The organism is Marinoscillum pacificum (assembly GCF_024714495.1).
Lineage (GTDB): Bacteria > Bacteroidota > Bacteroidia > Cytophagales > Cyclobacteriaceae > Marinoscillum > Marinoscillum pacificum.
The window spans coordinates 65,227-78,260 of record NZ_JAMZMJ010000008.1; the positions used below are offsets into that span (position 1 = coordinate 65,227).

At 40.6% G+C, this 13,034-nt stretch carries 9 protein-coding genes and 2 tRNA genes; 5 read left to right on the plus strand and 6 right to left on the minus strand.

Going from position 1 to position 13,034, the window contains the following annotated elements; all coding sequences use genetic code 11:
* Positions 1 to 73: 73 nt before the first annotated feature.
* Positions 74 to 150: transfer RNA gene (locus NXS00_RS17560), tRNA-Ala, on the minus strand.
* Between the two features lie 290 nt (positions 151 to 440).
* On the opposite strand from NXS00_RS17560, the gene NXS00_RS17565 reads away from it, so the two are divergent.
* Positions 441 to 2,177 (plus strand): ABC transporter ATP-binding protein, encoded by a 1,737-nt coding sequence (locus tag NXS00_RS17565; RefSeq protein ID WP_258100563.1) that lies wholly within the window; start codon positions 441 to 443, stop codon positions 2,175 to 2,177.
* Positions 2,178 to 2,315: 138 nt separating this feature from the next.
* Positions 2,316 to 2,816 carry a uridine kinase family protein gene (locus NXS00_RS17570; protein WP_258100564.1) on the plus strand — a complete coding sequence of 167 codons (501 nt, stop codon included), beginning with the start codon at positions 2,316 to 2,318 and terminating at the stop codon, positions 2,814 to 2,816.
* Here NXS00_RS17570 and NXS00_RS17575 read toward each other — a convergent pair.
* Positions 2,813 to 3,262, minus strand: a complete 450-nt coding sequence (locus NXS00_RS17575; RefSeq protein WP_258100565.1) for a 3-oxoacyl-ACP synthase — start codon at positions 3,260 to 3,262, stop codon at positions 2,813 to 2,815. The genes NXS00_RS17570 and NXS00_RS17575 overlap by 4 nt on opposite strands.
* A 96-nt stretch (positions 3,263 to 3,358) precedes the next feature.
* Between NXS00_RS17575 and NXS00_RS17580 the strand changes: the two genes are divergently transcribed.
* The gene (locus tag NXS00_RS17580) at positions 3,359 to 5,737 is read left to right on the plus strand and encodes an ABC transporter permease (protein WP_258100566.1); all 2,379 of its coding nucleotides are present in this window, start codon (positions 3,359 to 3,361) and stop codon (positions 5,735 to 5,737) included.
* Between the two features lie 166 nt (positions 5,738 to 5,903).
* Here the strand turns inward: NXS00_RS17580 and amaB are convergent, their stop codons facing one another.
* From amaB to NXS00_RS17595, 3 genes are all read right to left on the minus strand, one after another.
* Positions 5,904 to 7,451 carry an L-piperidine-6-carboxylate dehydrogenase gene (gene amaB, locus NXS00_RS17585; protein ID WP_258100567.1) on the minus strand — a complete coding sequence of 516 codons (1,548 nt, stop codon included), beginning with the start codon at positions 7,449 to 7,451 and terminating at the stop codon, positions 5,904 to 5,906.
* Between the two features lie 128 nt (positions 7,452 to 7,579).
* Positions 7,580 to 9,088, minus strand: coding sequence for a Do family serine endopeptidase (locus tag NXS00_RS17590; RefSeq protein WP_258100568.1), 1,509 nt, complete (start codon positions 9,086 to 9,088; stop codon positions 7,580 to 7,582).
* A 173-nt stretch (positions 9,089 to 9,261) separates the two neighbouring features.
* Positions 9,262 to 9,693 (minus strand): Hsp20/alpha crystallin family protein, encoded by a 432-nt coding sequence (locus tag NXS00_RS17595; protein ID WP_258100569.1) that lies wholly within the window; start codon positions 9,691 to 9,693, stop codon positions 9,262 to 9,264.
* Between the two features lie 290 nt (positions 9,694 to 9,983).
* Between NXS00_RS17595 and NXS00_RS17600 the strand changes: the two genes are divergently transcribed.
* Positions 9,984 to 10,057 (plus strand) — tRNA-Asn (locus NXS00_RS17600).
* Positions 10,058 to 11,126: 1,069 nt separating this feature from the next.
* Here NXS00_RS17600 and NXS00_RS17605 read toward each other — a convergent pair.
* Entirely contained in the window at positions 11,127 to 11,357 is a 231-nt protein-coding gene (locus NXS00_RS17605; RefSeq protein WP_258100570.1) for a CsbD family protein, read from the minus strand.
* A 205-nt stretch (positions 11,358 to 11,562) separates the two neighbouring features.
* Between NXS00_RS17605 and NXS00_RS17610 the strand changes: the two genes are divergently transcribed.
* Complete coding sequence (locus NXS00_RS17610) at positions 11,563 to 13,029, plus strand: glycoside hydrolase family 130 protein (RefSeq protein ID WP_258100571.1); 1,467 nt, start codon at positions 11,563 to 11,565, stop codon at positions 13,027 to 13,029.
* Positions 13,030 to 13,034 lie beyond the last annotated feature (5 nt).

The following is a 13,034-nucleotide window of genomic DNA, read 5'->3' on the forward strand; positions in this document are numbered from 1 at the left end:
TATGCTTCGTCACTATTCGAACTTGCTTAAAGGATTAATTAGAAAAAGCCTGACCGATAAGTCAGGCTTTTAATGGTGGAGCATATCGGATTCGAACCGATGACCCCTACGCTGCCAGCGTAGTGCTCTAGCCAGCTGAGCTAATGCCCCGTAAATCTGCTCTAGCCTCCCGATAGTTATCGGGAGAGCTAATGCCCCATTTATTCAAATGGATAAATTCTTATCACTATCATAGCGTAGTGCTCTATCCTGCGCGGACCGACCAGCTAAGCTAATCCCCGTAACTCTGTGGGTTAGCGAATTTAATCCAAAAATCTAATTCACCAAGGTTTAGCCTAGAATTGAAAATAGTTTAACACATTCGGAAATCTTTGCAATTCTTTTTTCGTTACGGTTTGATGTAACTTTCGAAAACACCCCGTTTTCACTAATCAATCCTAATGAGTAAATCTAAAGTAACCATAGGCCATGTGTTTAAAACGATCGTGTGGCCACGTAGAAATATTTTAGCCGTAGGGCTTGTTTTAATCATCATCAGCCGGCTTGCAAGCCTTGTTTTACCAGGCGCAAGTAAGTATCTGATGGATGATGTTATCCAGAAAGGAGATATGGAAATGCTGAAAACCCTGGTTCTTGCAGTTGCTGGATCCATTGTTATTCAGTCCATCACATCCTTTTTATTGACCCGAATATTAAGTGTAGAAGCACAACACCTAATCGCCCAACTTAGAGCAAGGGTACAAAAAAAGATCATCTACTTGCCAGTTCGCTTTTTTGACAATAGCAAAAGTGGAGAGCTTGTTTCGAGAATCATGTCTGATGTAGAAGGCGTGAGAAACCTGGTAGGTACAGGCTTGGTACAATTAGTTGGAGGACTGATCACTGCAGTTATTTCATTGGTGTTGCTCATCAACATCAGTCCTATGATGACACTCTATGTATTGGTTCCTGTTACCATTTTCGGAGTGATCTCCTTAAAAGCATTCGGGTACATCCGTCCAATCTTTAGAGAGCGAGGCAAAATCAATGCTGAAGTAACTGGCCGACTGACAGAGACTCTGAATGGAATCCGTGTAATCAAAGGATTCAATGCGGAAAAGCAGGAGGTAAAAACTTTTGAAGATGGAGTGGAGCGTTTATATCTCAATGTAAAAAAGAGTTTAACCTCTACAAGCTTCGTTACTAGCTCGGCAACATTCCTGTTAGGCTTGGCCAGCACGGGAATTATGGGAATCGGAGGCTACATGATCATTGAAGGAGATATTACCATTGGTGATTTCCTTTCTTTCACATTGTATCTAGGCTTCATGATTGCACCAATTGTGCAGATGAGCAATATTGGCAGTCAACTAACAGAGGCCTTCGCAGGACTGGATCGTACAGAAGAAATCATGAATATGGATCCGGAAGATGATGGATCGGTTAGAAATATTCAAATTCCTCAAATCAAAGGAGATGTAAGTTTTCAGAACGTGAGCTTCGCGTATGAAGAAGAAAACCGAGTGATAAAAAATGTTTCTTTTGAAGCTCCAGCAGGAAGTGTTACCGCATTGGTCGGAACTTCAGGATCAGGTAAATCCACGATTGCCAGTCTAGCAGCATCATTCTTAAACCCAGATGACGGCACAATTTTCATCGATGGTCAGGACCTATCTAAAGTTTCTTTAGACAGCTATCGAAGACAACTCGGTGTAGTACTTCAAGACGACTTTTTATTCGAAGGTACTATTCGAGAAAACATTCTTTTCCCGAAACCAGACGCCACCGAAACTGAACTGTTAGAAGCAGTGAAAGCAGCTCATGTGGATGAGTTTACCGATCGATTCGAAAAAGGACTAGATACTACTATTGGAGAGCGTGGAGTTAAACTTTCTGGTGGCCAGAAGCAGCGCATTGCAATAGCCAGAGCCATACTAGCGGATCCGAGAGTACTCATTTTGGATGAAGCAACTTCCAATCTGGACACAGAAAGTGAAAGCTATATTCAGGAAAGTTTGGCTCGACTCATGAAAGGTAGAACCTCCTTTGTGATCGCTCACCGGTTAAGCACCATTCGTCAAGCAAACCAAATTTTGGTTATTGAAAACGGGCAAATTGCAGAGCAAGGAACACATGATGACTTAATTGCAAAGCAAGGAAGGTATTATGATTTGTATACCTATCAAGCAAGAATCTAAAGGGTTTAGAAAATTCCAAGGATTTTTTGCACTTAGATTTGTATATTTATGATTCCCAAACCAGAAGAGACTGTGACTTTGCTCCCCAACCGAGCATAGATTTAGTAGTGTTAAGCAGTATATAGAGAAGAGAATCAAATGATTATAGGTATTGGTGGCGTGAGCCGCGCAGGGAAATCTACGCTAGCAGAAAGACTAAAAGAGCATTTCGAGAAAAATGGCAAAACAGCAAGCGTCTATTGTCAAGACGAATATGTGAAACCAACCATTTCTTTACCAAAGGTGCAAGGAGTACCAGATTGGGAGAGGCCAAGTACTATTAAATGGGACAAACTTCTGAAAGATGTTCAGAAGTCAGACACAGATGTTAAAATCATCGAGGGCCTTTTTTCCTTCTATCCAGCGTCGCTCAGATCTGAATATGATTTGAAGATTTTTGTAGAAATACAAAAAACAACGTTCCTTAAAAGAAAGCTTGAAGACAATCGATGGGAAGAAGAACCAGATTGGTATGCAGAGCATGTCTGGAGATCTTTCTTGAAATACGGCCAGATGAAAGGTGACAAACAAGAGTATATTCCCATATCTGGAGAATCTGAAATTAACTTACAGGAGATTATCAATCTGATACCAGATTAAGCAACCTCCTCAATTAGATAAACAATTTTATTAAAGGTGACTTGTTCACCTTTTTTTGTACCCAAAAACATCTTCCCAAGAGGCGAAACAGGAGACAAACAAAAAACATCCACTCCTTCATGTTTGATTTTACCAAGACTCACAGACAGGTAAAACAGGCCTTTATTGGTTTTGATCACAGATCCAAGTTCTGCTACCTGATCTGTCTGAGCATCTAATTGATCCAACACTTTTTTCTGCTTTAACACCTCATTGAGTGCATGAGCGACCTTCTCTTTTTCCAGATGCATCATAGCTCTTCCGGTCTCATACTTATCTCCAGCGCTACTTTTCGTTTCTTCATTCGCGGCATCTTGAAACCCCTTCAAATTCGTCTGAAGACCAGCAATTTTCTCACCTACAATGCCCAAACACTCCGATAACAACTTCTGTTTCAGCTCTTTCATATCCTGATTCATCCAGATTACTTCTCAACTCAGTTAAACCGATATGCAACCTAGTGATAGTTTTTGACATCTTTAAAAGGAATAACGCCAATCACCATGCTAAAAAATTTCTTTAAAACTACTTTTCGTAACCTCTGGAAAAACAAAAGCTACGTCATCATCAACATCCTTGGCCTTAGCCTTTCGCTTGCTTGTTGTATCGTTGCCTACCTCAATTACAATTTTGCAGCAGATTATGATAGCAATCATTTAAATCAGGATCGCATCTACAAAATACAGGTTGCTAAATCAGTCCAAAATCAGGAAGTTCCTTATGGAATAACTCCGTTACCACTTGGAGCCGGTCTAGCAGATCAACTGAGCGAAGTGGAGTATAGCACACGCTACACACAAGGAGGAATGATTTTCAAAAAAGGCAACAATGTGCTAGACGAGGGCATAGGTTTTGGCGAGGAACATTTCTTTGACATCTTCACCTTTCCTTTCAAATACGGAAACAAAGAAGCCTTTAAAGATCCTGGCCAAATCATTCTATCTCAGGAAACATCAGAAAAACTTTTTGGCCAAATCGACCCAACCGGAGAAATGGTCACCCTTATAAAAGAAGATGGATCTCAACTAACCAAACTAGTAGGAGGAGTCCTTGAAGAGATCCCTATGAACTCTAGTGTTCATTTTAGCGGACTCCTTCCTTTTGATGAATACTTTTCAATTTATGAGGTGGACCGAAATGATTGGGGCCGGTTTTTAGCTGCGACGTTCATCATGACAAACACCAATCAATATCCAGAAAATGCCATCAAGGCGTTAAATGATCAATACATCACTATTCAAAATGAAGCGCGTGATGACTGGAAAGTAGCGACATACACTTTAGAATCACTAAATACACTTGGTGTAAACGGCGAAGACCTAAGAGCCAACTGGCTATATCAAGCTCCACCAAAGCCTGCCGTCATCGTACCGTTTATTATGGCTATCTTAATGTTGCTCATTGCTTGTTTCAATTTCACTAATACGTCCATTGCGATTTCCAGTAAGCGACTAAAAGAAATAGGAATACGTAAAGTAATGGGCGGAAATAGAAGTCAGCTAATATTTCAATTTCTTGGTGAGAATATTGTATTGACTTTCATTTCATTGGCCCTATCCACCATCATCGCCATGTATCTGGTTCCAGCATATTCTGCGATGTGGGACTTCATTGATTTGGAGCTGAATTTCACTGCGAACCCTGAATTATATCTATTCCTGGGTGGTTTGCTGGTATTCACCTCATTGATAGCAGGAGGTTATCCTTCGATTTACATTAGCGCTTATCAACCGGTAAAAATTCTACGAGGCAATCTTAGCATGGGTGGCACGAGCATTTTTTCAAAGGTGCTTCTCACTTCTCAGTATGTCCTTACTGCCATTGCGCTGATCGCCAGCTTGGCCTTTTCTCAAAACGCCAAGTATCAAAGTGATTTGGATGTTGGGTTTGAGAAATCAGATGTCATTTTCGTGAGAGTACCAAATGAATCCACATATGACCGATTGGCTCAACGAATTGAACAAAACCCTTCTATTGAAAAGATTGCTCAGACTGAAGAACATATTGGTATGTGGAACTACAGTCGTACGCTGAAAAATGAAGATCAGGAACTAGAGGCATTTATGCTGGATCTAGGCTTAGATTATCCTGAAGTGATGGAATTGGAAATGGTAGCGGGAAGATACTTTACCGAAGACCTTTACGAACACGACAAACAAAACTCCATTATTGTCAATGAAAAACTAGTGGAAGAATTCGGATGGGAAGAACCCATTGGAAAAATGGTAAAGATCGATGATTCTACTAGACTTCAGGTGGTGGGTGTAATGAAGAACTTCTACATGGATGGATTCTGGAACCCTCTAGAACCTTACGGAATCAGGCCAGCACATAAGGATCGTACAACTTTTGCAGTGATCAAAGCAGCTCCGGGCACGAGCAAGGCTACCAATAAAATCATTGAAGAGGCATGGTATGAAATAGAACCCAACAAACCATATCCAGGCAGATATCAAGATGAATATTTGAGAGATGCCGAAGAAGTAAATGGCAATATCATGGTCATGTTTAGTTTCCTCGGAATTTTGGCATTGGTATTATCTTCAATAGGGCTATTCACTCTTGTTTCACTTAACATCATTAAACGAGTCAAAGAAATTGGCGTGAGAAAAGTGTTGGGCGCTTCAATCGCTCAAATCATCGCCAAAGTCAACACCCAATTTGTCTGGATTTTGATGATTGCGATCACTTTAGGTGGCGCACTCTCTTACCTGGCAATAGATGCACTGATGGGATCCATTTTTGCATATTATAAAACCATGTCCGTGCTGACTCTCTTTGTACCTATTGGAGTTTTATTGCTAGTAGCTGCTGGCACATCCATTGGGCGCACATTAAATGCAGCCAGGAAGAATCCGGTGGACTCGCTGAGGTATGAGTAAAAGTTTTCCCATAGCGTAATCAACAGAAGTTGTCATTTCGAGCCTGTCTGTCTACAGACAAGGAAACCAGAAATCTTTCCGTGATATAGGTTAGCCCTATTGAAAAAGAGAGATTTCTCCTTTGTAGAAATGACAGCAATGGGAAAAGTTAAAAATCTATATCAAATCAAAATTCAAATTTGATTCCTTGTGCTAAAGGAAGCTCAGTTGAATAATTAATTGTATTGGTTTGTCTTCTCATGTAAGCTTTCCACGCATCAGATCCAGACTCACGTCCACCGCCAGTTTCTTTCTCACCACCAAATGCTCCACCAATCTCAGCTCCTGAAGTACCGATGTTTACATTGGCAATACCACAATCTGAACCAGCATGTGATAAGAACAACTCTGACTCACGCATATTGGTCGTCATAATAGCAGAAGAAAGACCTTGAGGAACTGCATTTTGCATTTCAATCGCTTCATCCAATGTGCTGTATTTAATTAAATACAAAATTGGAGCGAATGTCTCATGTTGCACCATTTCAAATTCATTCTTCACTTCGAAGATTGCCGGCTTCACATAGCATCCAGACTCATAGCCTTCACCAGAAAGCACTTCACCTTTGATGATTTCCGTTCCACCTTCAGCTACAACTTTACCAAGCGCATCCTCAAACATCTGAACAGCATCTTTATCGATCAATGGACCAACGTGATTGTTTTGATCCAACGGATTACCAATTCGCAATTGGCCGTAAGCCTTCACTAATCGCTGCTTCACTTCTTCGAACAGACTTTCGTGAATGATCAATCTTCTGGTACTTGTACAACGCTGACCTGCTGTTCCAACTGCACCAAACACCGCACCTGGAATCGCTACGTTAAGATCCGCATTCTCGGTAATGATGATCGCGTTGTTACCTCCCAGCTCAAGAATGGTTTTACCCAATCTTCTACCAACTGCTTCTCCAACAGATTTACCCATGCGAGTAGAACCCGTAGCAGAGATCAATGGCATACGCTTATCATCAGCCATTTTCTTACCTATGGTTGCGTCACCAATAATGAGGTTACACACACCCGGGTGAACACCGTTTTTATCAAAAATGCCCTGAACGATTTTCTGACATCCTATAGCTGACAAAGGAACTTTCTCAGATGGCTTCCAAACACATACATCACCACAAACCCATGCGATAGCAGCATTCCATGCCCAAACAGCCACTGGGAAGTTAAAAGCAGAAATGATTCCTACAATCCCAATTGGATGCCATTGTTCGTACATTCTGTGAGCAGGACGCTCCGAGTGCATAGTCAAACCATAAAGCTGACGCGATAGACCCACTGCAAAATCACAGATATCGATCATTTCCTGCACTTCACCAAGACCTTCCTGAAGCGACTTACCCATTTCGTAAGACACTAATGCCCCAAGATCATCTTTGTGCTTTCTAAGCTCCTCACCGATTTGACGTACGATTTCTCCTCTTTGCGGAGCTGGCTTCAATCTCCAGGTTTTGTATGCCTCTTTAGCAGCTTTGATTACTTTTTCATAAGCATCTTCGTCTGCCAAAGTCACCTCTGCAATCGCTTTTCCATCAGCTGGTGAAAATGAAGTAATCTTCTGTCCTCGAGTTGGCAACCATTTGGTTCCTATCGCAGCACCGGGGTTTGATGCCTCTACACCGAGATTCTTCAGAATCACACTAATTTCTTTTGTTGAACTTGCCATATTCAAGTATTGGTTATTTTGTTGTTTCGAGGTGGCAAAGCTAAAAAAATATCCCACCTAAAAGCATAAAAAATGCCACTCCGGCAAATAATTCCGAAGTGGCACTAAAACTACTCTAACCTAACTAATCACCAACCTAAGCCGTAATATGCTTTTTCTCCGCTCGGATAAATTCCTTCTATCAACACTCCTTCTCCCCTTGCTGCATCCAACGATGCTGTAAGGTCATCGACGGTTCGGATTGGTCGTCTATCTATTTTAGTAATAATGAAGCCCTCTTCTATTCCAGCTTCCTTAAACTTACCATTGTCCAAATCTCTAACCTGAACTCCGTTATCCAATTTTAACTTTTGCTTCATGGTATCAGAAACAGGCTCTACCTTAGCTCCGCTTACCTCATAAGCTCCTTTTTCAGATGCTGAACTTGCCGTAACTACTTCAGTAGTCATAAACTGATTCTTCAAAGTAGCTTTTACCGTTTCCGTTTTTCCATCTCTGATATAAGTCACATCGATTTGATCACCTGGTCTATTCAGTGCCACCTGCTCTTGCAACTGAGCTACATTAGAAACCTTCTTACCATCAATAGCGATGATGACATCTTTCTCTTTCAATCCTGCATCTGCAGCCGAAGTACCTTCATTCACTCTAGCTACGAATACTCCCTTCAGCACATTCAGATTTTCGGCATCAGCCAACTCAGCCGTTACATCACGAATTTGAATTCCAAGAAGTGGACGCTGTACAGCACCAAAATCCTTCAAGTCATAGATCACCTTTTTCACCAAAGTGGCTGGAACTGCAAATGAATACCCTGCGAACGCTCCTGTAGGAGAAGCAATTGCTGTATTGATTCCCACAAGCTGACCTTTCAGGTTAACCAATGCTCCACCTGAGTTCCCAGGGTTAACCGCAGCATCTGTTTGAATAAACGCTTCAATTCTGGTATTGCTTCCACCTCTTGCCAAAATATTGATGTTACGCGCTTTTGCACTTACAATACCTGCAGTTACGGTAGATCTAAACTCGAATGGATTACCAATTGCCAATACCCATTCGCCGATCTGAATATTCTCTGAATCTCCAAAACTCACATAAGGCAGCTGTTCTTCATCTATTTTAATCAAAGCCAAATCCGTATCAGGATCAGTTCCTATCAAAGTTGCCTTGTATGTTCTGTTATCATTGAGCATCACCTCAATATCAGAAGCTCCTTCTACCACGTGATTATTGGTTGCGATGTATCCATCTTCCGAAATGATCACACCCGAACCAGCTCCCTGACGCGGAGATCGCTCACCTCGTTCATATCGATCGCCGAAATATTCTTTAAAGAATTCATCCATCGGGTTTCTAGATGCATAATCTCTAGCTGCTCCAGAGTACTCCGTTTTGATATGAACTACTCCAGGAGTTGCTTGCTTGGCAGCAAATACAAAGTTCAATCCTTCTGGCACCACATAATCTGTGGTATCAAACACATAATTATTAGTCAAACTAACCGGACTAGATCCGTTCACAGGAGTTACCTGTGGCACACGCTGTGGCTCTATTACCAATGAATAGCCTCCAATAGCTATAACCGCTCCCAGGAACGAGGAGAGCACCATAGCAAAATACACGTTTCTCTTACTCATATTCATTTCCTTGTCTTGTCAAAAAAGTCGTACTAATTATACTCAATTCTTTCACTCATTGTTCTACCAAAAACGGACCAAGTGCCCTATGAGTGCTATACCTTAACAATTCTTAACAAAAAACCCCAGCCAATAGTCTGACCAGGGTTTCCAACTTCACATCGCTCACCTAATTACTTTATAGTAATGGTTTTTTTAGTTTCCTTTTTCTCGTCTTTAGGAATCACGATGTTCAAAATGCCGTCCTGATAAGAAGCGTCAATTTTTTCAAGATTCACATTGTCTGGCAGATAGAATGATCTACTGAACGTACCGTAGAAACTCTCAACGCTATGATAGTTTTTCTCATTCTTTTCGTTTTTGAATTTTCTTTCGCCGCTTACAGTGAGACGATCGTCATTTACATCAATTTTGATATCGTCTTTATTTACCCCAGCTAAATGAAATTGCAACTCAAATTCGTTTTCAGTTTCAGCGATATCTACTTTAGGTGAGAAGCTTGAAGCTCTTTTACCTCCAAAGAAATCATCGTCAAAAAACTTGTCAACGAAGCTGCTAAATGTTGCTGGTCTGTAACTGTTTGGGTTGTACTTTATAAGTGCCATTGTTTTAATGTTTTAGTTATTGTTGAAAATCTTTTAAATCAAATACACTAGGCAATAGACGAATTCTGTGCCAAGCCAAAAAATTCAAGATTTCATGCCATTATGTCTGCTTTTATGCGATTCAGGGAAAATAAACATGTCATTTTGTCTGCAACCGATGTAAAAAACGTCAGTTTGATAAAAAGTGAAAAAAATTTAGCGCTAGGCATTGCAGATTATCAAACAGAAAATTAAGTTTGCAATCCTTTTGAGAGACACATAGAAAAGTGACTCAAAAAAAGACCCTAAATTCCTCAGTAGCTCAGTTGGTTAGAGCATCTGACTGTTAATCAGAGGGTCGCTGGTTCGAGCCCAGCCTGAGGAGCTGAAAATCAAGGAGTTACATTGTTATAAATGTAACTCCTTTTTTATTGGGTACACCATTGGATACACATTTCCAATTTACTAAATCACCAGCTAACTAGCAGAATTACAGCAACTTACATATTTTTCCTTTTTCTACTAATTCCTACCATTTTTCACCCAAAACCACCCAAAGCAGGAAGTTAATTTTCACACCTGTTGAATATTGCAAACTATTGATAAACAAGTTTACTTATGGAAAATCCTTTTACCTCCAATGAAGCCCATTAAATTCTATTACTAATTCATGAGAGCAGAAGTTAATTCTTCAAGTTAAATGCATTACGTACGTGAACACTACCATCCTGGCATTCATCCTATGACAAACATAAAAGAACAGACCTTTTGAGCCTGTCCTAGTTCTCAACTAAATATAACTGCTTCTATCAATTAATAATGGGGTTTTTATGACCGGGAAAATCACAGAGTTTTGCACAAATAGTCATGTAGGAATTTTCTCATAACCACCTTGGATATGGTGGAAACCATTTTGAACCAAATATTGGCAGTTACGACATACCCGGCATGAGCGGGTATAACCATGGCCTGACCAGCCTACAGAGTATAGAATATTGTCATCGATAGACACATTAGCAACCCTATCAATAATCTGAATGAACGTATCAAAAGGTGTTATCTTTTCTGTGATCGTTTCTCCTGAATCAAAGGGTAAAGCACCAATACTCCCTGTAGTTTTCTTGATGATTGTTTTTATTACTATAGATTTAAGAACATATTCATTGAACCCCAATTCGATCCATGCTTTACAGCTTCGGGCTTATCTCTATTCATTAGTTAGTATTAATCTCTCCCAATATTTTGGATTGATTTTACTTTAGCAATTGCCAATGGACTTGTTAAAACAAGTTTTACAGATAACCACCAAGAATAGAGCCCCTTTGATCTCAAAGAAGCTCATGCCTGATTGCTACAGGAATTATGTAAACTAATGCCCAAATAAGACTACATGATTATGAGACTCACCATAAGGTGAACATCAAATGAAATTTTCGCTCCAGCACTCGACTAGATCATTCCGTTGTACTGTCTTCAGGAATGATTTTGTTAATTTGATAAATGACTTCCGCGCGATTAAGGTCTAAACGAGTCTGCATTCTTTTTAGCAAATCCTCTTCTTTACCCTTTTCTAATATTAAGTCTTCATCGGTAAGGCTTGGGAATTTCGTTTTTAGTTGGTTTGATTGCTCCTTCCAGTTGCCTAATATTTTGTAAGGTACGAAGGTATAGGTCATCTTTTCCATAGGCTCTTTTATTTACGGCATTGCACCTATGTAAAGATGGGTGGAATTATTGCCTTACATGTTACAAGATGACTGTTCAAATTTACAAGAATCACAGATTATTCTTTTTTATAAAATCCCCCATAACTAACTGTTAACCAAAACAATAAGCTGTACCTTGTGGCGCTTCTGCAGTTACTTCATGCTGTGGTGAAAATGCAACCCTATGAGAGTTTCTGTTAATCGAAAACACTTCCAGTTTTTACCCGATTCCAGTAGAGTGATTGCCCGATTTTTTATGAATGGGGATGTCCGCACCATACATTTGATACAGCGGATTCAGGCAATGCAAGAACATAACGTCCACCACATGCTGGAACACACACTACGTGAGTTTGCCAACCGTCATCGAAACATATCCCGCATTTTTTTCAAACACTGTCAATACATTGAAGACATCATTGAACATATGGGAATTGACTACTCTCAGCTTTCCGATGAGCGTAAAATGCTGATCGGCTCTTATCTAACAATGGAGTACTCCATAGAATCTGCTGCCTTTTTTAACCCTTCTTTGATTGCCGACTCTGATCAGAGGCATCTGGACAATGGAGAAAAACGGGTCATCTTCTCCTTTCGAGCTACTGGGGAAGGGCATATTTCATCTTTAGTTTTCAGACGAGGAATACTAGACCAGCACAATGACCTCCGGATTATGCCTATCGGTGACCATGTAGACATGGCAGATGTGATCCACAAGCGGCTTTACAACAAGGAACGCTTTATCAAGAAACTAAGTGAAATGCGTATTCCTGAAAAATACTTTGAATTAATCATGCAAGACCTTCCAGAAGACTTTGAATACTTTGCCTTAAAGAAAAATGTGAACAGGGTGTTGGATGAACCTGGCATCAGTGGAGCAAGAAAGATGGCACTTGAGGAAATCACCTGGCTGGCAGATTCGTTTTACGACATCCAATTTCAGCGAGATTCGGATATTTCTGAAAGAGTTTTGTTCCCTATTTCTGATTCTGAAAGCAAAGGGATAGAAGACGCACGGTTTGTGCGTTTTAGAGAAGATGATGGCTCTGAAAAAATCTACGCCACATACACTGCGTACAATGGACACACCATTTTGCCAAAACTTCTGTCTACAGAAGACTTCTACACCTTCAGGGTGATGCCGCTACACGGCAAAGGAGCTCAAAATAAAAACCTGGCTTTGTTTCCTCAAAAAATCAAAGGGAAATATGCCATGCTGGCCAGAATAGATGGAGTGAATAACTACCTGATGTACTCTGACCGCAACACCGTCTGGAATAACCCAAAAATCATTCAGGAACCAAAGTATCCCTGGGAATTTACCCAAATAGGTAATTGCGGCTCGCCCATCTGGACAAAGGAGGGCTGGCTGATCATATCTCATGGAGTGGGTCCTATGCGGCGCTATTGCCTGGGTGCATCTCTTTTTGATTTGGAGGATCCCTCAAAGGAAATTGGACGACTGGACGAGCCTTTGCTTGTGCCAAGGGAAGAAGAGCGGGAAGGATATGTGCCCAATGTAGTCTATTCCTGTGGCGCTATGATTCATAATGACAGCCTGATCCTACCTTACGCCGTTTCCGATTATTCATCTACTTACGGAGTTGTAAACCTTGAGGAACTTTTCCATGCATTAAAGTACCCCAATTGATTTAC